The organism is Burkholderia sp. 9779_493 (assembly GCF_015712215.1).
Lineage (GTDB): Bacteria > Pseudomonadota > Gammaproteobacteria > Burkholderiales > Burkholderiaceae > Burkholderia > Burkholderia cenocepacia.
In genome coordinates, this window is sequence record NZ_JACCQA010000001.1 from 123175 (window position 1) to 142960 (window position 19786).

Below are 19786 nucleotides of genomic sequence, written 5' to 3' on the forward strand. Positions count from 1 at the left end.
ACGAGGGCGACCAGTGAAACGAGCGAGTGCGGTCCCGATTCTCTGCGCGGCGGTTGGCGCGGCGATCGCATCGACCGTCATCGAGTTGCTGCTCTGGGCGATGAGCGGCGATGACGCCGTCCGGAACCTGTTGCGCGACGCGCGCCTCACGGCCGCGATCGTGATGGGGCCGCGCGTGCTCGGTGCGCCCGGCGGGTTCGATCCGCTGGTCATGGGCGTGGCGACGCTCGTGCATGCGGTGCTTTCGCTGGTCTATGCGGCCGTGCTGGTACGTGTCATCCGGCACCTGTCGCTCGGGCCCGCGTTACTCGCCGGCGGCGTGTTCGGGCTCCTTCTGTACGGCGTGAACCTGTACGGGTTCACGACGATCTTTCCGTGGTTCACCGCAGTTCGCGACACGATCACGCTGATCGCTCATCTGATGTTCGGGATCACGGCGGCGGCCGTTTATTGCGTTGCCCAGCGCCACGCTACGCGCTGATCCCGGCATCGACCGCCGCGGGCGTCAGCCATCTTCATCGGTGTCCCGACCTGCCGAAGCGAGAGGCGGGAAATCAGGCAGTACGCGACATGCCGATGCGACCGGCCTCGCACCCGCTCAGTCGAGCTTGCCGCGCAGCTCGTCGAACGGGATCATCACGTGCGCGCGATACGCAGGCCGCGCCTTCAATCGTTCATACCACGCCGTGACGTGCGGCACGTCGGGTCGCGCGATATCGAGCTCGAAATACCGGTAGAGGTGCGTGCCGACCGCGATGTCGGCGAGCGTGATCGCGTCGCCCGCGAGAAACGGCTGCCCGGCCAGCACGGTGTCGAGCAGCCGGAAATACTGCGCGCATTGCGCGATGCTCTGTTCGACGCGCACGGTGTCGCGTTGCTCGGGCGGCGTGCGGTAGTAGCCGCGGAACACGCCGTTGAGGAACGCCGGCTGCAGGGTCGTCTGCGCCCAGTCCATCCAGCGGTCGGCGCGCGACTGCTCGGCGGGATCGTCGCGCCAGAAGCCCGGGCGCCCGTGACGCGCGGCGAGGTAGCGCAGGATGCTGTGCGATTCCCAGACGACGGTTCCGTCGTCGTCGATCACCGGGATGCGCCCGTGCGGGTTCATCGCGAGGAAGTCGGGCGTATCGAGCACGCCGAACCCGCCGCCGGCCGGTACGTGCCGATGCGGGAGCGCGAGCTCGTCGACGAGCCACATCACCTTCTGGACATTGAACGCGTTGCGTCGTCCCCATACCGTCAGCATCGCGGGCTCCCTGTGTCGTGACGAACGTGAAGATGGACAGTGTAAACGCAGCAGGCGCGCCTCGTGGTGCGCGCCTGCGGCGATCGTCGTGCGCCGGGACGATCAGAACTTGTGGCGGATGCCGACGATCGCGAGCTCCTGCGTATCGGTGCCGGAGTTCACGCCGTACGCGCCGACCGATGCGGCGGCCTTCACGGTCGCGCCGCTCGCGTCGAGCGTGTTGCCGCTCGCCTTCTGGTAGCCGAACAGCGCATACAGGTCGGTGCGCTTCGACAGCGCGTAGTCCGCGCCGAGGTTGACCTGGTTGTAGTGCGCGGAAGCCGGGCCCGTCAGCGACGTGTAGTTGTAGCCGACGCCCGCGCGCAGCGCCGGCGTGAACTGCCAGTTGAAGAACGCCGAGCCGTTGTTGAACTTCGCGTTCCGGTTGAACGCCGACAGCGTGTCCGCGCCGTATTGCGTGTTCGAGTACGCGAGGCCGAAGGTCGCCGGCCCGGCGACGTACTGGCCGGCCGCGCGCACGATCTGGATCGACTTCGCGCTCGAGAAGCCCTGGTTGATCACGGTGTTGAACAGCGTGTCGGAGCTGCTCGACCACGTCCGCACGCCATTGGCGAGCGTCGTGCCGCCGTTCGCGTAGAAGTAGCCGGCGCCGAGCGACAGCGGGCCGTTCGCGTAGCTCGCGCCGAAGCTGTACGTGCGGCCGCTGCCGGTCGCGCCCGCGACGCCGCCGAAGCCGTACAGCGCGGCGAACTGGAAGCCGGAGATCAGCGGGCTCGTGTATTTCACCGAGTTGCTGACGCGCAGGCTGTTGTCGTAGTTGTCGAGATCGCCCGGCGTCGCGAACACGCCGCCGAAGTAGTTGTCTTCGGTGAGGCCCTGCACGAGATCGACGATCGGATCGTACTGGCGGCCGAGCGTCACGGTGCCGTAGGTGCTGCTCGCGAGGCCGACGACGGCCTTGCGGCCGAATTCGCGCTGGCCCTGGCCGAGCGCGCCGGTGCCGATGTTGAAGCCGTTCTCGAGCTGGAACAGCGCGGACAGGCCGCTGCCGAGATCCTCGATGCCGCGCAGTCCCCAGCGGCTGCCCGACAGGTTGCCGCTGCCGAACTTGACGAGGTTCGACGCGTTGCTGCCGTTCGCGTTCTGCGCGTTGTGGACGTACGCGATGCCCGCGTCGGCGATGCCGTACAACGTGACGCTGCTTTGTGCGTGGGCGCCCGCGGCGAAGAGCGCGGCCGGCAGCGCGAGCAACGCGAATGACCGGATCTGTTTCATTGTTGAATTCCCCCGTTGGTCGATTGGTCTGACGAATCGGTGAACGATACGGACGACGCATCGTCAAGGGAACCAATAAATTGTCGGATCGTTATGAGGCGGCGCGGCGATGGGTGTGCGCGCAACGGATTGACGAGCGGCGCGCGAATGGCTCGTGCATCGCGGCCGTGCGGTGCGATCCGGCGCCGCGGGTCAGTGGCGCTCGTCGCCCGATGCGAACAGGCGCGGCTGCGCCGCGTTCAATGCATCGTCCGCTTCCGGTTGCCACGGAAAAATCCCGTTGCGGTCGGGCCACAGCAACTGGACGCACGGGAACGCGTCGTTGCCGTAGAACCAGCGGTTCCAGCCGAGATGGGCTTCGTAATGCGCTGGCTCGACCGGCATCAGCAGCGCGTTCGCGTTGCCGTAGACGGCGGACGTGACTTCCCCGACCGGCGGCGGCGTGCCGGCCGCGACTTTTCGGTAGACGCCCCACAGCACGTCATGGACGAGGCGCGCCGGCAGAGAGAACACGATGATTTCCGGAAAGCCGTGGTTGACCCACAGCCCGGTCGTGAACGAGAAGCCCGGTTGGTCGTCTTCCGCGAACACTTCCGTGCGGAACCACCCGTGCTGGCGGATTTGATGCACGAAGCGCTGCTCGTCTTCGTCGAGCACCGAATCGGGCGCGTCGAGCGCAGTGGCGATATCCGGCCGTGTGTTCACGGAGTTTCCTTGATTCCGGGTCGGGCGGCGGCAAGCAGCGATGGCGTCCTGCCGGCGGGTAGGCGATCGCGGTGAAGCCCACCCGCGATCGCCGTGCCGCCATGTTGCCACAGCGGTTCCGGCTACTGCTCGACGCTTTCCGCTTCCGCCGTCTCCCCGAGGAACCCGCCGCTCTGGTGCGCCCACAGCGCGGCGTAAATGCCACCCGCCTGCAGCAACTGCTGGTGCGTGCCTTCCTCGACGATGCGCCCTTCGTCGAGCACGATCAGCCGGTCCATCGCGGCGATCGTCGACAGCCGGTGCGCGATCGCGATCACCGTCTTGCCGCTCATCAGGCTGTCGAGGCTGCGCTGGATCGCGACTTCGACCTCGGAATCGAGCGCGCTGGTCGCTTCGTCGAGCACGAGGATCGGCGCGTCCTTGAGCATCACGCGCGCGAGCGCGACGCGTTGCCGCTGGCCGCCCGACAGCTTCACGCCGCGCTCGCCGACCTCGACGTCGTAGCCGCTGCGGCCGTGGCGGTCGCGCAGCCGGTCGATGAACTCGGACGCTTCCGCGCGCACGGCCGCGTCCCGCATCTCGCGCTCGGTCGCGTCGGGGCGGCCGTACAGCAGGTTCTCGCGCATCGTCCGGTGCAGCAGCGACGTATCCTGCGTGACCATCCCGATCGCGCCGCGCAGGCTGTCCTGCGTCACGTGCGCGATGTCCTGCCCGTCGATCCGGATCGCGCCGCCGCCGACGTCGTAGAAACGCAGCAGCAGGTTCACGAGCGTCGACTTGCCGGCGCCCGAGCGGCCGATCAGGCCGATGCGCTCGCCCGGCCGGATCGTCAGGTTCAGCCCGTCGAATACCGCGCGATCGTTGTCCTCGTGCGCGAACTGCACGTTGTCGAACACGATTTCGCCGCGCTGCACCACGAGCGGCTTCGCATCGGGCGCGTCGACCACGCTGCGCACCTTCGTCAGCGTGTTGATGCCGTCCTGGATCGTGCCGACGTTCTCGAACAGTTCGGTCATTTCCCACATGATCCAGTGCGAATAGCTCGACAGGCGCAGTGCCATCGCGATCACGGCCGCGACCACGCCCGCGCTCGCCTCGCCGTGCATCCACAGCACGAGGGCGAGGCCGGCCGAGCCGATCAGCAGCAGCGTCGACAGCAGGTGGTTGACGATCTCGAACGCGCTGACGAGCCGCATCTGCGCGTCGCCGGTCGCCTTGAACGCTTCCATCGCGCGCCGCGCGTGGTCGGCTTCGCGCCGCGTATGCGAGAACAGCTTCACGGTCGTGATGTTCGAATACGCGTCGGTGATGCGGCCCGTCATCAGCGCGCGCGCGTCGGCCTGCCGGCTGCCGACCGCACCGAGACGCGGCACGAAATACGCGCACGCCGCGCCGTAGCCGAGCGCCCACAGCGCGAGCGGAATCATCAGCCGCCAGTCGAAGCTGGCGGCGAGCACGAGGATGCCGATCAGGTAGGCGGTGACGCCGATCACGACGTCGACCGACATGAACAGCGCGTCGCGCACCGCGAGTGCGGTCTGCATGATCTTGGTCGTCACGCGGCCCGCGAACTCGTTCGCATAGAACGACAGGCTCTGGTCGAGCATCAGCCGGTGAAACAGCCAGCGCAACCGCATCGGGAAGTTGATCGCGAGCACCTGGTGCTTGACCATCGTGTGCAGTGCGATCAACAGCGCGCTGCCGGCGAGGATCGCCGCGAAGCCCGCGAGCGCGCCGAAGTGGCGACTGCCGAATTCGGCCGGCGTCGACGACGACAACCAGTCGACCACGTGCCCCATCATCGCGAACAGCGCGGCTTCGTACGCGGCCAGCGCGGCCGACGTCAGCGCGATCAGCAGGAGCCAGCCGCGTGCGCCTTTCGTGCACGCCCAGACGAACGAGAAGAATCCCTTCGGCGGCGTGACGGGATCTTCGAGCGGGAAAGTCGGCAGGCGCCGTTCAAACCACGAATACATTGAAAACCTCTCCTTGATGCGATCGCGCGAGCGGGCGCGACCGATATTGCCTGATGCCTGTTCCATGTGCGGCGGCGCGCGCGGCGCACGCGTTCACTGCGACCGGATCCACGCTTCGATCGGACCGAGCGTGTCCGGCGCGTACGCGTGGCGCCCGAGCGCCATGTACAGCCACGTCTTCCATTTCGGCCAGTCAGACTCGAGCTGATAGTCGAACCAGCGGCCGCGCAGCAACGCATGCGTCGCGCCCGGCACCACGACGACGCGCCGGTCGGGCCGGTTCCCGAATGCGTGCGCATAGGCATTCGCTTCGTCGGCCGGATCGACGTTGCGGTCCAGTGCGCCCCACACGGCCAGCACCGGCCCTTGCATCGTCGCCAGCGCCTGCGATGCGTCTTCCAGGTAGTTGAGCGCGATGAAACCGAAGCGGCGCGGCTCGATGTCCGGGCGCCGGGCCGGATCGGCCGGCGCGTCCGCCCGGCCGAAGATGGCGTCGTTCTCGCGTCGCTCGGCGGCCAGTGTCGCATCGATTCGATCCGGCTGCAGGCCCGTTGCCGCGAGTTGCTGGCGCGTCAGGTAGGTGCCTTGGCGGCGCCAGTTGACGGCGCCGCCGACGATCACCGAGAACGCGGGCCGCACCGCATTCGCCACGCGCGGAATCACCCAGCCGCCCTGCGAGAAGCCGAGCAGGCCGATCTTGTGCGCGGGGCCGGCCGCGGCGCGCACGCGCGCCATCGCGGCGACCGTTTCGTTCGCGCGGTCCTGCATCGATTGCGCGAGCCAGTCGCCGCTGCTGCGGCCGGTGCCCTGCTTGTCCCACGCGAATACGCCGATGCCGGCGTCGAGCAGGCTGTTGACGAGCGGCAGCATCGCGTCGTCCGCGAAGCGCGTGCGCGGCCCGTCGCCGTGCACGAGCAGCGCGATCGGCGCGTCGGGGGCGTGCGCCGGCAACGCAAGCGTGCCGACGAGGTGGGCGTCGCCCGCATGGAACGTCAGCGTCGACACGGTCGCGCCCTTCAGCTCGAAGTCGGACAGGCCGCGCAGCGCAAGCGCGCCCGCCGCGACGCAAGCGAACGCGACGAGCGCGATACCGACGATGACGATGCGTTTCATGGGCCCTCTGATTGTTCGTGTGAGCGGATGTCGTGAGCGACGCATGCGAAGCGCACGCTGCCTTGACGGTTCCGAGATCTCGCAGAGATAATAGATCGACTGATCAGTCTAATAAATATTTGAGCCATCGTCGAGCACGGAGTTCCCGTTGAGAAAGATCGATCCTGAAAGAGTGGAAGCGAAGCGGCGCCAGATCCTGGATGCCGCGATCGACTGTTTTGCGCGCGACGGCTTCCATGCGACGTCCACGGCCGCGATCTGCAAGGCGGCCGGGATGAGCCCGGGCAACCTGTTTCACTATTTCCCGACCAAGGCGGCGATCATCGAGGCGATCGCGCAGGACGACCAGCGCGAGATGGCCGAGCTGTTCGCGAAGCATGCGGACGCCGACGATGCGCTGGCCGCGATCGAGGAGATCGCACTGACGTTGATGGAACTGTCGAGCGATCCCGTCTATGCGCGCATCTGCGTCGAGACCGCGGCGGAGGCGACGCGCAATCCCGACGTCGCCGCGTTGTTCGCGGCGAACGAGGCGCAGGTGAAGGGGCGCATGGTCGCGCTGATCAAGCGGGGTGTCGCGCAAGGGCGGATCGACGGGAGCCTGAAGCCGGATCTCGTCGCGACCTGGCTACTCGCGCTGGCGGAAGGGGCGGTCGGGCGCGTCGTGTTCGAGCCGGGATTCAAGCCGCGCGCGCATCGCGCGATGCTGCGGACGATCATTCGGCGGATGTTGAAGCCGCAGTGAGCGGAAGGGCGCGGCCCGGACCCGATTTGCGCGGGACACGGCCCACCGGCAGCCATCGACACGCATTCCGCCGGGGCCGTACAAAAGTGCTTGACTATCTATCTATGAGTAGATAAAGTTCGACCCATGGAAACGAAACCGACCGTCCGCGAACAGATTCTCGACCACGCGATCACGCTGATGATGCAGCGGGGTTACAACGGCTTCAGCTATCGAGACCTGTCCGACCTGGTGGGCGTGAAGACGTCGAGCATCCACTACTACTTCCCGTCGAAGGACGATCTCGTGCTGGAAGCGGTGGCGGCTTATAGCGACGAAGTCCTCGCGGCCATGCGGGTGATCGATCCGGCGTTGCCGGCCGACGTGAAGCTGAGCCTGTACACGAAGATGTTCGGCCGCACGCTCGGCGACGGCCACCTGATCTGCCTGTGCGGGATGCTCGCGGCCGACATCGAGACGTTGCCGGACAACGTGCGGCAGGCCGTGCAGGCGTTCTTCAGCGCCAACGAGCGCTGGCTCGCGGAATTGCTGGCGCAAGGCGCGAAGGAAGGCACGCTGCAGTTCAGCGGCGAGCCCGACACGGCGGCGCGCACGTTGTACGCGGCGTTCCAGGGCAGCGTGCTGGCCAGCCGGCTGTTTCACACGCGGGCGCGTCTCGAGGATGTCGAGGCCGTCTGGAAAACGCGGTCCTGACGGACGGCGCCAGCAGTCAGGCGGTTCGCCGCCTTTTATTGGATCTCGTTATCTATCATGTAGTAGATAGATGGCTGGCGCAGATGGATCGACCATCTGCATTTTTTGGGGATATTTGTCTATCTATGAGTAGATAAATAACGCGATGTCGGCGAGAACCCGCCGGCACGCGGTCCCCGGTTCGAAGACTGTTTCATTCATTTGCTGAAAAAGGAGTCTGTCATGTCGATCGAAAAAGTGCTGTACCGCGCCCATGCAAAAGCCACCGGCGGCCGTGACGGCCGTGCGACGGTGCCCGAAAGCGGGCTCGACCTGAAGCTGACCACGCCGCGCGAACTCGGCGGCGCGGGCGGGGCGGGCGCGAACCCCGAGCAACTGTTCGCCGCCGGCTATAGCGCGTGCTTCATCGGCGCGATGAAGTTCGTCGCGGCGCGCGACAAGATCGCGATCCCCGCGGACGCGGCCATCGAGGGCAGCGTCGGCATCGGCGCGATCCCGAACGGGTTCGGTATCGAAGTCGAACTGAAGATCTCGCTGCCCGGCCTCGATCGCGATATCGCGCAAACGCTGATCGACCGCGCGCACGTCGTCTGCCCGTACTCGAACGCGACGCGCGGCAACATCGACGTCACGCTCACGCTCGTCTGATCGATCGCAGTACCAAACATTCATCGCCATTCGAAGCATCAACCAAGGAGTTGCACCATGAAGATCGTCAAGCCGCTGCTGATCGCCGCCGCCGTTGCAGCCGCGTTGTCCACCGCACCTGCCGCGTTCGCCGTGGGCGCCGACGCCGTCCGTCCCGATACGAAGACGAGCGCGTTCCTCGCCGCGCTGAACGGCCAGAAGGGCCCGGGTCTCGAAACGCTGAGCCCCGCGAAGGCGCGCCAGGTGCTGGTCGACGCGCAAAACGGCGTGAAGGTCGATCTGTCCGGCATCGACGTGTCGAACCGCACGATCGAGCAGGACGGCCTGTCGGTGCCGGTCACGATCGTGCGCCCGCAAGGCGTGACGGGTACGCCGCCGGTATTCGTGTTCATCCACGGCGGCGGCTGGGTGCTCGGCGATTTCCCGACGCACGAGCGGCTCGTGCGCGATCTCGTCGTGCAGTCGGGCGCCGTCGCGGTGTTCGTGAACTACACGCCGTCGCCGGAAGCGCGTTACCCGGTCGCGATCAACCAGGCGTATGCGGCGACCAAGTGGGTGGCCGCGCACGGCGCGGAGATCGGCGTCGACGGCAGCCGCCTCGCGGTGGTCGGCAACAGCGTCGGCGGGAACATGTCGGCTGTCGTCGCGCTGATGGCGAAGGACAAGGGCGGTCCCGCGATCCGCTTCCAGGGGCTGATGTGGCCGGTCACGGACCACGACTTCAACACCGGTTCGTACAACGCGTATCAGCAGGGCCACTTCCTGACGCGGCCGATGATGAAGTGGTTCTGGGACGCCTATACGAAGAACGAAGCGCAACGCAACGAGATCTATGCGTCGCCGCTGCGCGCGAGCATCGCGCAGTTGAAGAGCCTGCCGCCCGCGCTGATCCAGGTCGCGCAGTTCGACGTGCTGCGTGACGAAGGCGAAGCGTACGGCCGCAAGCTCGACGCGGCTGGCGTGGAGGCGACGACCACGCGCTACGACGGCACGATCCACGATTTCGGCTTGCTGAACGCGCTGGCCGATGATGCGCCGACGAAGGCCGCGACGAAGGCGATGGCCAACGAAATCGCGACGCGGTTGAAGTAACGCGACCGGTGGTCGTTCGAACCTGAACGGCGGGACGGCGGGCATGTGCCCGCCGTTTTTCTGTATGTGGGCGTTTCATCCCTGCCCGCAGCGTGTCGCGCGCAACGGTGGAATGGCGATCGGGAAATCGGGCGACAGCGAAGGCCCGCGCCGCCGTCATTATTGGTACGATCGCGCGTATCGTTCACGCCGGCGTCGCACGCCGCCGGCTCATCGGCCGCACGGTCGCGCGGCCACGTTCGGGAGAAGCGGTTCATGTTGCAGGCGTTCGCGGTCTTGCTGATCTTCCAGTGTCTCGGGGAAGGCGCGTCCTATCTGTTCGGCCTGCCGGTGCCGGGCCCGGTGATCGGCATGCTGTTGCTGTTCGGCTTCGTGATGCTGCGCCCGCAGGTGGCCGATGCGATCGAGCCGACCGCGCTCGAGCTGCTGCGTCACCTGTCGCTGCTGTTCGTGCCGGCCGGCGTCGGCATCATGGTGTCGGCCGACCGCGTGCGCGGCGACGCGGTCGCGGTCGTCGTCGCGCTGGCCGTCAGCACCACGCTCGCGATCGCGGTGACGGCGCTCGTCACGCGCGCGCTGCTGCGGCGCCAGCGCCGCGCGGGCGACACCGCGGAGGGCGCGCAATGACGGCCTTCCCGAAGCTCGGCGCGATCTGGGTCTATCTCGCCGCGAGCCCGTTGCTTGGCCTGACGATCACGCTGGTCGCGTATCTGTTCGCACAGGCCGTCTATGCGCGGGCACGTTTCAATCCGCTGGCGAATCCGGTGCTGATCGCGGTCGCGGTGATCGTCGTGCTGCTGACGCTCACGCATACGCCGTATCCGACGTATTTCGAAGGCGCGCAGTTCGTCCACTTCCTGCTCGGCCCGGCGACCGTCGCGCTCGCGCTGCCGCTGTACCGCCAGTGCTCGAAGCTGCGGCGTACCGCGCTGCCGCTGCTCGTCGGCCTGCTCGCGGGCTCGCTGACCGCGATCGTGTCGGCGGTCGGCATCGCCGCGCTGTTCGGGGCGTCGCACCAGACGATCGCGTCGCTCGCGCCGAAATCGGCGACGACACCGATCGCGATGGCCGTCGCCGCCGAGATCGGCGGCATTCCGTCGCTCACGGCCGTGCTGGTGATCTCGACCGGGATCTTCGGCGCGGTGTGCGCACGCGGGATTCTCAATCTGCTGCGGATCGACGAGCCGGCCGTGCGCGGTTTCGCACTCGGCGTCGCGTCGCACGGGATCGGCACCGCGCGCGCGTTCCAGGTCAGCGAGGAAGCCGGCGCGTTCGCGGGGCTCGGGATGGGGTTGAACGGCGTGCTGACGGCATTCGTCGTGCCGATCCTGCTGCCGGTGCTGTCGCGCTGGATCTGAGGGCGCCGGCCGGCCGCGGGGTATCGGTTTCCCTGATGGCGCGCACGACAGGCCGAAAGGACGGCGCATACGGCGCGCATGTATCGTAGGCGTTATCAGGAGAATTCAGGAATCCGCGGGGACATTTGCGTAGCGATCGGCTAACGTTGCATCGGCGCCGTTTGTCGCAAGCCGTCGCGTGCGCGCCGGTGTCCGATCCACATTCAACAATCGACAAGGAGATCCGGCCATGAAGCAGTCTCGCGTGGTTTCGGTGGCAGTAGCAGTAGCGGCGTCGTTCGGTCTGTCGTTGACCGCCGCGCCGGCGGCCTATGCGCAGGACCCGGCGTCCGCGCCGGCGCAGAAGCAGCTCGACAAGGCGCAGAAGAAAGCGGCGCGCAAGGCGGCCCGCGCGCGGCACGCGTCGGACCTGAAGGCGATCGGCACCGGCAGCGGTTACCGGCTGACCAACGACCAGAGCAACTATCCGCAGAACGCCGTGCAGCAGGCGCCCGCGACGAAGGCGGCGCCGGCCGTGCCGGCTTCGGGCCAGTAACGGCTGAACGCGTTGCACAGGACGAACGGCGCCGGTCGAACCGGCGCCGTTCGTTCATCTGCGAACTGCAGCGCGACGGAAAGGGGGGGGGGCCGCGAGGCCGCCGCGTTACGACGCGAGCTTGTTCGCGAGTTCCGCCACGTGCTTGCCCTGGTAGCGCGCGATGTCGAGCTCGTTCGCGCTCGGCTGGCGGCTGCCGTCCGCACCGGCGAGCGTGGTCGCGCCGTACGGCGTGCCGCCGGTGATTTCGTTCATGTTGACGAGGCCGCTGCACGCATACGGCACGCCCACGATCACCATCCCGTGATGCAGCAGCGTCGTATGGAACGACGTGATCGTCGTTTCCTGGCCGCCGTGCTGCGTGCCGGTCGACGCGAACACGCTGCCGATCTTGCCGACGAGCGCGCCTTTCATCCACAGGCCGCCGGTCTGGTCGAGGAACGTGCGCATCTGGCCGGCCATGTTGCCGAAGCGGGTCGGCGTGCCGAAGATGATCGCATCGTAGTCGGCGAGTTCGTCCACCGTGGCGACCGGCGCGGCCTGGTCGACCTTCACGCCGATCGCGCGGGCCTGGTCGACGGGGATCGTTTCCGGCACGCGCTTGAGCGTGACCTCGACGCCGGGCACCGATTTCGCGCCCTCCACGATGTGCTGCGCCATCGTTTCGACGTGCCCGTAGGACGAGTAGTAAAGAACGAGAACCTTGGCCATGTTGCGAATCTCCGATTAAAAGGGCCCCGCACTCAGCGGGGCCCGGTTTCCCGAACGGGCGTCACGCCCATTCGGCCGTCACTTCGACCGGACGCAGGTCGAACACCAGCACTTCGGCATCCTTGCCGTCGGCGATCGTCAGCGCCTGTTCGCCGCGGATGCGCGCGCCGTCGCCTTCGCCGAGCGTCACGCCGTTGACCGTCACGCTGCCGCGTGCCACGTGCACGTAAGCAAAACGGCTCGGATCCAGTTCCAGCGTAGTGCTTTCGTCGCCATCGAACAGGCCCGCGTAAATCCGGGTGTCCTGCCGGATCTTCAGCGAACCGGCGTCACCGTTCGGCGATACCACGAGCGCGAGCTTGCCGCGCTTGTCGTCGGCCGCGACATTCGTCTGCTGATAACGCGGCTCGGCACCCTTTTCGGCCGGCCCGACCCAGATCTGCAGGAAGTGGACCGGCGCGTCCGGCGAGTGGTTGAACTCGCTGTGGCGCACGCCCGTGCCCGCGCTCATCAGTTGCACGTCGCCCGGCACGATCACCGAACCGGTGCCCATCGAGTCCTTGTGTTCGAGCGCGCCGTCGAGCACGTACGACAGGATTTCCATGTCGCGGTGCGGGTGCGTGCCGAAGCCGCGGCCCGGGGCGACCCGGTCGTCGTTGATCACGAGCAGGTCGGAGAAGCCGACTTGCTTCGGATCGTAGTAATTCGCGAACGAAAACGTATGACGGGAACTGAGCCAGCCATGCTCCGCACGGCCACGTTGGTTTGCTGCACGGATTTCGATCATGATTTTTTCCTTAAGTCGCCGGACCTCGGAAGTGGGCCCGGCCGTTCGTTGAGATGAATCTTAGGTCAATCGATTTGACAAATAAATCGCCGTGAAGATAATGACTGTCGCTATGGAGTGGACAATATGGAACTCAACGACCTGCGGATCTTCGTCGCGACCGTCGATGCGGGCAGCTTCACGGCGGCGGCCGACCAGCTGATGCTGTCCAAGCAGTTCGTCAGCCGGCGCACGATGGCGCTGGAGGCGTCGCTCGGCGTGCGGCTGCTGCACCGGAATACGCGCAATCTCGCGGTGACCGAATCGGGGCAGGAGTTTTACGTGCGCGCGCAGCGCATCCTCGCGGAGATCGCCGACGCCGAGCAGGCGATGTCGGTACGCAGCACCGAGCTGCATGGTTCGCTGAAGATCAGCGCGCCGCTGTCGTTCGGGATCACGCACGTGTCGCCGCTGATCGCCGAATTCCTGTCCGCGCACCCGGCCGTGCGGCTGAACCTCGATCTGACCGACCGGCGCGTCGACCTGATCGGCGAGGGCTTCGACCTCGTGCTGCGGATCGGCTCGCTCGAGGATTCGACGCTGATCGCGCGTCCGCTGGGTGCATGGCGGATGATCGCGTGCGCGAGCCCCGCGTACCTGAAGCGGCACGGCACGCCGCAGACGCCGGCCGATCTCGCTGGCCACACGTGCGTGCTGTACGGGCGCGAGCGGCGGGTCGGCTGGGAATTCCGCGTCGACGGCGCGGTGCGGACGTTCGACGTGCAGGGGCCGCTCGTCGCGAACAACGGCGAAGTGGTGCGCGATGCGGCGATCGCGGGGCTCGGCATCGCGCTGCTGCCGCACTTCATCGTCGGCGCGGCGCTCGACAGCGGTGCGCTCGTGCCGGTGCTCGACGCCTACGTGCCGCCGCCCATCACGCTCAATGCGGTGTTTCCGCAGCATCGGGAAGGGTTCGTCACGCTGCGCACGTTCATCGGCTTTCTCGCGGAGCGGCTCGCGGAGCCGGCGCCGACGGGGGCGAGCGGGGCAGGCCGGGCACGGTAGCGGGCCGCGTTGCGGTGAATAGGGTGGTTAATCGCCGCGAAATATGCGGAGATTGTTGAGTCATGCGGTGAATGCGCGGATAATCTCCGCATGATGAGCGGAGATTACACCTTTATCTGGGAATCGGCCGACTGGCCGGCATGGCGCTTCGACCTCGCGGCCCTCGCCACGCCGCTCGCCGACGTCAGCCGTGCGCAAGGCATGCTGGCCGGGCGACTGGCGGATATCGGCCTGGCGCTGCGCGACGAAGCGAGCCTCGCCGCGCTGACGGATGACGTCGTCAAGACCAGCGCGATTGAGGGCGAGAACCTGAATGTCGCCTCGGTCCGGTCGTCGATCGCGCGCCGGCTCGGCGTCGACATCGGCGCGCTGGCGCCGGTCGATCGGCACGTCGAAGGCGTCGTCGACATGGTGCTGGATGCGACGACCCATTCGGCCGCGCCGGTCACCGAGGCGCGGCTGTTCGGATGGCATGCCGCGCTGTTCCCGACCGGCTATTCGGGGCTGTCGCGGATCACGGTCGGCAGCTGGCGCTCGGACGCGAGCGGGCCGATGCAGGTGGTTTCCGGGCCGATCGGCCGGCAGCGCGTGCATTTCGAGGCGCCGCCGGCCGCGCGGTTGACGCACGAGATCGGGCGCTTTCTCGCGTGGCTCAATGCGCCGCCGGCCGAGCCGTTGCTGATCCGGGCCGGGCTCGCCCATCTGTGGTTCGTCACGCTCCACCCGTTCGACGACGGCAACGGTCGTATCGCGCGTGCGCTCGGCGATCTGGTCCTGGCGCGCGCCGATCGGAGTCCGCAGCGTTTCTATAGCCTGTCCGCGCAGATCCAGCGCGAGCGCAATGCGTATTACGACGTGCTGGAGCGCACCCAGCGCGGCTCGCTCGACGTCACCGAGTGGCTCGCGTGGTTTCTGAATACGCTGGGCCGGGCCATCGATCACGCGCACACGACGCTCGACGCGGTGCTGATCAAGGCGCGTTTCTGGCAGCGATACGCCGGCGTCGCGATGAACGAACGCCAGATCAAGGTCATGAATCGCCTGCTCGACGGCTTCGAAGGGAAGCTGACGACCACCAAGTGGGCCGCCCTCGCGAAATGTTCGCAAGACACGGCGCTGCGCGACATCACGGAGCTCGTCGAGCGCGGCATGCTGCGTCGATCGTCGTCCGGCGGCCGGAGCACGAGCTACGAACGGGTGCCGTTCGACGGCTGACGTCGTCGCGGCGGCTCGCACCGGCCGAGGTGGCCTGCCGTGGCGGTGTGCCGCCGATCGCTCCCGCGCCGCGCCGGCGGCCCGTCGCTGGCCCAAGCGATTGCCCGCGTCTGGCACTATCGCGCGCCTTTTTGTCTTCGAATACTGGGTTCGCCGCCGGATGTCGCGCAGGCGCCGCCTGCCGCGTCCGCGCACCGGCTTTCCGTACGAACCCGCATTCGAGGAGACACGCATGCTCAGGTATCTGATCGGCATCGGTATTCCGTATCTCGGCGTGATGGGCGTGCTGCCGTGGGTGGCCGCGCAGGATCGCTACGTGCTGGGCGTGCCGTTCATCTTCATGTGGATCTTCGCGTGGTTCGTGCTGACGTCCGGCTGCCTGTTCGCATGCTGGATGCTGTTCGACCGCCGCGCGGGCGGCGCAGCGTAGCGCTCGTCGTGTCGCGGTCCGCCGGCCGCTCCCCGCGCTTTCCGGCGAACCCCGTGCTTTCCGTCCTTTCGCAGAGGTGCGCATGTCAACGGTCGTCTTCGCCGCGCTGATCGCGCTGTCGCTCTATCTCGCCGTTCGATCCGGCCGCGGCCGCGGCCAGCAGAGCGTGCATGACTTCTTCGTCGCGTCGCGCCAGTTCGGCACGGCGCTCGTGTTCTTCCTGACCGCCGGCGAGATCTACAGCATCGGCACGATGGTCGGCTTCCCCGGCGGCATCTACGCGAAAGGCCCGACCTACGGCGTGTGGTTCCTCGGCTACATCCTGCTGGCCTACCCGATCGGGTATTTCGTCGGCCCGAAGATCTGGGAGGCCGGCAAGCGCCACAACGCGATCACGCTGCCCGATCTGTTCAAGGGCCACTATCGCAGCCGCGGGCTCGAACTCGTGGTTGCGTGCGCCTCGATCCTGTTCCTGATTCCGTGGGGGCAACTGCAGTTCACGGGGCTCGTCGCGGCGCTCAAGGGGCTCGGCTGGCACGTCGAGCCGCTGTACCTGATCCTCGTGTGCGCGGCGCTCGCGTTCACGTACATCGCGATTTCCGGCGTGCGCGCGTCGGCCTATATCGCGATCCTGAAGGACATCCTGATGCTGCTCGCGATCGTCGTGACGGGCATCGCCGTCGCGTGGCAGGTCGGCGGCGTGCATCCGGTGTTCGACGCCGCAAGCCGGCAGGTCAGCAACACGATGAGCGGCTCGCAGTTGCGCTTCTCGATGAGCACGATGCTGTTCCAGTCGCTCGGTTTCTACCTGATGCCGTTCGCCGCGCAGAATTTCTTCACCGCGCGCGGGCCGAACGCGATCCGGCGCACGCAGGTCGTGATGCCGCTGTACATGCTGATGTATCCGTTCCTCGTGATCGCGTCGTACTACGCGATCACCGCGAACCTGACGCTCGCGTCGCCGAACGACGCGTTCTTCGCGGCCGTCACGCACCTGTTGCCCGGCTGGCTGATCGGCCTCGTCGCGGCCGGCGCCGCGCTGTCGGGATTGCTGGTGCTGGCCGGCATCTGCCTCGCGATCGGGCCGATCGTCACGCGCAACCTGATGCCGAACCTGCCCGAGTCGCGCCAGAAGCGCGCGGCGAAATACGTGATCGTCGGCTACCTGCTGCTGTCGATCGCGACCACGCTGCTCACGCCGAACCTGATGCTCACGCTGATCAACACCACGTACTACGGCGTCACGCAGTTCCTGCCGGGCGTGCTGATCCTGCTCGCGCGGCGTCAGGTGCGGCCGGTCGCGGTGGGCGCCGGGATGATCTGCGGCCAGGTGCTCGCGATGGTGTTCTACGTGTTCCATGTCGATTTCGGCGGCATCAACCTCGGGCTCGTGTGCCTCGCCGTCAACGTGCTCGTCGTCGTGGCCGTGCATGCGATGCTGCATGGCCGCCCCGTCAAGCAATACGCCGTATCCTGACGCAAAGGAGAAACGCGCCCCATGCACGCATCCGCAACTTCGGCCGCGCCCGTGACGATCTTCACGGCGCGCCGCATCCTGACGATGAACCCGGCGCAACCGTCGGCCACGCACGTCGCCGTGCGCGACGGTCGCATTCTCGCGGTCGGCGACGCCGCCGACGCGGCTGCATGGCACACGCGCTTCGGCGCCTGCGCGGCGGACGACACGCTGCGCGACAAGGTGCTGATGCCAGGGCTCGTCGAAGGGCACTGTCATTTGATGGAAGGCGCGATGTGGGACGCCGTGTACGTCGGCTACTACGACCGGCGCGGCCCCGACGGCACGCTGTGGCCGGGCCTGCGCTCGCTCGACGCGGTGCTCGACCGGCTCATGGAAGCCGAACGCGCGATCACCGACGACGGTCCGCTGCTCGCATGGGGTTTCGATCCGATCTTCTTCGGTACCGCGCGGCTGACGGTGCGCGAACTCGATCGCGTGTCGGCGGCACGGCCGATCGCGATCCTGCATGCGAGCGTGCACCTGATGAACGTGAACGGCGCGATGCTCGCGCGTGCGGGCATCGACGAGGATACCGACATCGATGGCGTGTCGCGCGACGCCGACGGTCGCCCGACCGGCGAGCTGCAGGAGTTCGCGGCGATGCTGCCGGTGTATCAGACGATCGGGGGCAAGCTCGCGATTTCCGCGAGCGAGAAGCCGCACGCGGTCTGGAATTTCGGGCGCGTCGCGCAGCTCGCGGGCGTGACGACGGCCACGGATCTCGTCAACGACCTGTCGCCCGACGGCAATCGCACGCTGCACGAGGTGACCGCCGATCCCGACTACCCGGTGCGGATCGTGCCGGCGTTCGCGCCGCAGCGCAATCCGGCGCGCTCCGTCGACAGCGTGCTCGCGGAGATCGAACGCAATACCGACAAGCTGCATGTCGGGCCGGTGAAGTTCATCGTCGACGGCTCGATCCAGGGCTTCACCGCGCGCGTGCGCTGGCCCGGCTACGCGGGCGGGCAACCGAACGGGCTGTGGCTGATCCCGCCCGCGCAGCTCGTCGACGTGTTCGAGCCGTTTCATCGCGCCGGGCTGCAACTGCACGTGCACACCAACGGCGACGAGGCGACCGACGTCGTGCTCGATGCGATGACGACGCTGCTCGCCCGCCATCCGCGCCCCGACCATCGCCATACGCTGCAGCATTGCCAGATGGCGGACGCCGCGCAGCTCAAGCGCGTGCGTGCACTCGGGATGTGCGTGAACTTCTTCGCGAATCACCTGTACTACTGGGGCGACGCGCACTACAGCCAGACCATCGGCCCCGATCGCGCGAACCGGATGGACGCTGCCGGCTCCGCGCGGCGGCTCGGCATTCCGTTCGCGCTGCACTCGGATGCGCCGATCACGCCGCTGAACCCGCTGTTCACCGCGTGGTGCGCGGTGCAGCGCGAGACGGCGTCCGGGCGCGTGCTCGGCGAAGGCGAACGGCTGTCGGTGGACGACGCGCTGCATGCGATCACGCTCGGCGCGGCTTATACGTTGCGGATGGATCATCTCGTCGGCAGCATCGAGGTCGGCAAGTTCGCGGATTTCGCGGTGCTCGACGACGATCCGTCGGTGTGCGCGCCCGCCCGCCTCAAGGAACTCGCGGTGTGGGGCACCGTGCTCGGCGGACGCGTGTTCCGGTCGCCGCGATGAATGCGCACGCCGATGCAGCCGGGGTGACTGCTCGCACGCCGATCGACCTCGCGGTGATCGGCGGTTATCTCGGCGCGGGCAAGACGACGGTCGTCAACGCTATCCTGCAGGCGCCGCACGGCCGGCGCATCGCGGTGCTCGTCAACGATTTCGGTGCGGTGAACATCGACGCGCGTCTCGTGCGAGCCCGCGGCGACGACGTGATCGAACTCGACAACGGCTGCATCTGCTGCACGATCGGCGGCGCGCTCGTCGATGCGCTGACGCGCGTCGCGACGCGCGACGTGCAGCCCGACCTGCTGCTCGTCGAAGCGAGCGGCGTGGCGGATCCCGCGAAGATCGCACAGATCGGACTGCTGAACGGTGCGTTCCGGCTGACGTCGGTGCTCGTCGTCGCCGACGCGCTCGCGTGGCGCGACACGCTGGCCGACCCGCTGGTCGGCGCGATGGCGCAGCGCCAGCTCGACGGCGCGGGCGCGATCGCCGTGACCAAGCTCGATCTCGTGGCGCCCGAGCGGCGCGATGCGGTGCTCGACGACGTGCGCGCCCATGCGTCGACCGACATCGTCGTTGCGGCACGACATGGCGAGATTCCGCTCGCGTTGCTGTTCGATGGGGCCGTGCCGGATCGTCGCGCGACGACCGACCTCGCGCGTTCGCACCGGGCGATCGGGCATCACGCGATGCCGGCGTTCGCGAGTCTCACCGTCACCGTGCGGGCCGTGCTCGACAAGGCGCGGCTGCGCGCATGGCTGAAGGCGTTGCCACGCACGATCCTGCGCGCGAAGGGCATCGTGCGCGTGGCCGATGCAGACGGGGCGATCGCCACGCGCGTGTGTCAGGTCGCCGCGCGGCGCATCCGGTTTGCATCGCTGGAAGACGAAGGCTTGACCGCGCGCGACGGCGACGGCGTGATGGTGTTCATCGGGTTCATCGACCCCGCGACGGAAGCGGCGTTGCGCGACGGCATCGCGCACTGCGGCGTGGCTGACGAAGCGGTTGCGACGGCATCGAACGTCGATTGATCGGCGTCGCGCATTCGGGTTACGC

The 19786-nt window shown here is 67.5% G+C and carries 21 protein-coding genes; 14 read left to right on the top strand and 7 right to left on the bottom strand.

Going from position 1 to position 19786, the window contains the following annotated elements; genetic code table 11:
• Positions 1 to 13 precede the first annotated feature (13 nt).
• The gene (locus H0X95_RS00465) at positions 14 to 481 is read left to right on the top strand and encodes a hypothetical protein (protein ID WP_059721480.1); all 468 of its coding nucleotides are present in this window, start codon (positions 14 to 16) and stop codon (positions 479 to 481) included.
• Between the two features lie 117 nt (positions 482 to 598).
• Here H0X95_RS00465 and H0X95_RS00470 read toward each other — a convergent pair whose 3' ends face one another.
• The 5 genes from H0X95_RS00470 to H0X95_RS00490 form a co-directional block, all read right to left on the bottom strand.
• Positions 599 to 1243 (bottom strand): glutathione S-transferase family protein, encoded by a 645-nt coding sequence (locus tag H0X95_RS00470; protein WP_006490953.1) that lies wholly within the window; start codon positions 1241 to 1243, stop codon positions 599 to 601.
• Positions 1244 to 1345: 102 nt separating this feature from the next.
• Positions 1346 to 2518: a porin gene (locus H0X95_RS00475; RefSeq protein ID WP_059721479.1), complete on the bottom strand. Its 1173-nt coding sequence runs from the start codon at positions 2516 to 2518 to the stop codon at positions 1346 to 1348.
• 192 nt (positions 2519 to 2710) lie between these two features.
• On the bottom strand, positions 2711 to 3223 hold the full coding sequence (locus H0X95_RS00480; RefSeq protein WP_102898725.1) for a DUF4262 domain-containing protein: 513 nt from the start codon (positions 3221 to 3223) through the stop codon (positions 2711 to 2713).
• 122 nt (positions 3224 to 3345) lie between these two features.
• Entirely contained in the window at positions 3346 to 5199 is a 1854-nt protein-coding gene (locus H0X95_RS00485; protein ID WP_059721478.1) for an ABC transporter ATP-binding protein, read from the bottom strand.
• Positions 5200 to 5292: 93 nt separating this feature from the next.
• Positions 5293 to 6312, bottom strand: coding sequence for an alpha/beta hydrolase family protein (locus H0X95_RS00490; RefSeq protein WP_059721477.1), 1020 nt, complete (start codon positions 6310 to 6312; stop codon positions 5293 to 5295).
• Between the two features lie 148 nt (positions 6313 to 6460).
• Between H0X95_RS00490 and H0X95_RS00495 the strand changes: the two genes are divergently transcribed.
• The 7 genes from H0X95_RS00495 to H0X95_RS00525 all read left to right on the top strand — a co-directional run bounded on the left by H0X95_RS00495 (position 6461) and on the right by H0X95_RS00525 (position 11383).
• Positions 6461 to 7057, top strand: coding sequence for a TetR/AcrR family transcriptional regulator (locus H0X95_RS00495; protein ID WP_006490952.1), 597 nt, complete (start codon positions 6461 to 6463; stop codon positions 7055 to 7057).
• Positions 7058 to 7183: 126 nt separating this feature from the next.
• Entirely contained in the window at positions 7184 to 7750 is a 567-nt protein-coding gene (locus H0X95_RS00500; protein WP_059721476.1) for a TetR/AcrR family transcriptional regulator, read from the top strand.
• Between the two features lie 222 nt (positions 7751 to 7972).
• Positions 7973 to 8398 (top strand): organic hydroperoxide resistance protein, encoded by a 426-nt coding sequence (locus tag H0X95_RS00505; protein WP_006481042.1) that lies wholly within the window; start codon positions 7973 to 7975, stop codon positions 8396 to 8398.
• 57 nt (positions 8399 to 8455) lie between these two features.
• Entirely contained in the window at positions 8456 to 9490 is a 1035-nt protein-coding gene (locus H0X95_RS00510; protein ID WP_059721475.1) for an alpha/beta hydrolase, read from the top strand.
• Positions 9491 to 9745: 255 nt separating this feature from the next.
• Positions 9746 to 10117, top strand: coding sequence for a CidA/LrgA family protein (locus H0X95_RS00515; protein ID WP_006497900.1), 372 nt, complete (start codon positions 9746 to 9748; stop codon positions 10115 to 10117).
• Entirely contained in the window at positions 10114 to 10848 is a 735-nt protein-coding gene (locus H0X95_RS00520) for an LrgB family protein (RefSeq protein ID WP_059721474.1), read from the top strand. Before H0X95_RS00515 ends, H0X95_RS00520 begins: the two co-directional genes overlap by 4 nt.
• A gap of 229 nt (positions 10849 to 11077) precedes the next feature.
• Positions 11078 to 11383: a hypothetical protein gene (locus tag H0X95_RS00525; protein WP_048988500.1), complete on the top strand. Its 306-nt coding sequence runs from the start codon at positions 11078 to 11080 to the stop codon at positions 11381 to 11383.
• 108 nt (positions 11384 to 11491) lie between these two features.
• Here the strand turns inward: H0X95_RS00525 and wrbA are convergent, their stop codons facing one another.
• Together wrbA and H0X95_RS00535 are read right to left on the bottom strand one after the other, a co-directional pair.
• Positions 11492 to 12094, bottom strand: coding sequence for an NAD(P)H:quinone oxidoreductase (gene wrbA, locus H0X95_RS00530; protein WP_006490964.1), 603 nt, complete (start codon positions 12092 to 12094; stop codon positions 11492 to 11494).
• Between the two features lie 61 nt (positions 12095 to 12155).
• A complete protein-coding gene (locus H0X95_RS00535) occupies positions 12156 to 12881 on the bottom strand; it encodes a pirin family protein (protein ID WP_006490939.1) in 726 nt (241 codons plus the stop codon).
• A gap of 126 nt (positions 12882 to 13007) precedes the next feature.
• On the opposite strand from H0X95_RS00535, the gene H0X95_RS00540 reads away from it, so the two are divergent.
• From H0X95_RS00540 to H0X95_RS00565, 6 genes are all read left to right on the top strand, one after another.
• Positions 13008 to 13925 (top strand): LysR family transcriptional regulator, encoded by a 918-nt coding sequence (locus tag H0X95_RS00540; RefSeq protein ID WP_006497902.1) that lies wholly within the window; start codon positions 13008 to 13010, stop codon positions 13923 to 13925.
• A gap of 90 nt (positions 13926 to 14015) precedes the next feature.
• On the top strand, positions 14016 to 15140 hold the full coding sequence (locus H0X95_RS00545) for a Fic family protein (protein ID WP_059721473.1): 1125 nt from the start codon (positions 14016 to 14018) through the stop codon (positions 15138 to 15140).
• Positions 15141 to 15372: 232 nt separating this feature from the next.
• Complete coding sequence (locus H0X95_RS00550; protein WP_006490947.1) at positions 15373 to 15570, top strand: DUF3311 domain-containing protein; 198 nt, start codon at positions 15373 to 15375, stop codon at positions 15568 to 15570.
• Positions 15571 to 15652: 82 nt separating this feature from the next.
• The gene (locus tag H0X95_RS00555) at positions 15653 to 17047 is read left to right on the top strand and encodes a sodium:solute symporter family protein (RefSeq protein ID WP_058903814.1); all 1395 of its coding nucleotides are present in this window, start codon (positions 15653 to 15655) and stop codon (positions 17045 to 17047) included.
• Positions 17048 to 17068: 21 nt separating this feature from the next.
• Positions 17069 to 18736, top strand: coding sequence for an amidohydrolase (locus H0X95_RS00560; RefSeq protein ID WP_059721472.1), 1668 nt, complete (start codon positions 17069 to 17071; stop codon positions 18734 to 18736).
• Entirely contained in the window at positions 18733 to 19761 is a 1029-nt protein-coding gene (locus H0X95_RS00565; protein WP_059721471.1) for a CobW family GTP-binding protein, read from the top strand. The genes H0X95_RS00560 and H0X95_RS00565 overlap by 4 nt, the downstream gene beginning before the upstream one ends.
• Positions 19762 to 19786: the final 25 nt, after the last annotated feature.